The organism is Actinospica durhamensis (assembly GCF_018139695.1).
Lineage (GTDB): Bacteria > Actinomycetota > Actinomycetes > Streptomycetales > Catenulisporaceae > Actinospica > Actinospica durhamensis.
In genome coordinates, this window is the sequence record NZ_JAGSOG010000869.1 from 1 (window position 1) to 394 (window position 394).

A 394-nucleotide genomic window follows, 5' to 3' on the forward strand; every position below is an offset into this window, starting at 1 on the left:
CGCGTGGCCTGCACCACGGTGCGCAGTTCGGCCAATGCGGTATCGAACACTTCGTTGATGATCACGTAGTCGGCCTCGGGCGCGTGCGCCATCTCGGAGCCCGCCGCCAGCAGGCGGCGCACGATCACATTCGGCTCGTCCTGACCGCGCTTCTTCAGACGTTCTTCCAGCGCAGGGAGCGACGGCGGCAGGATGAAGATTTCGACGGCATTGGAAAAACGCTGATGCACCTGTTGAGCGCCCTGCCAGTCGATCTCGAGCAGCACGTCGGTGCCGGCGCGCATCTGTTCTTCGATCCACACGCGCGAAGTGGCGTAGTAGTTGCCGTGTACCTCGGCCCATTCGAGAAACTCGCCGCGATCACGACAAGCCTTGAACTCCTCGACGGTCATGA

Annotated in this window: 1 protein-coding gene; it reads right to left on the reverse strand. The window is 62.4% G+C overall.

All coding sequences use genetic code 11. The annotated features are described in order from the left end of the window. Positions 1-394, reverse strand: a 394-nt coding sequence (locus KDL01_RS47370; protein ID WP_212534370.1) for a guanylate kinase, incomplete at both ends; no start/stop codon positions are given.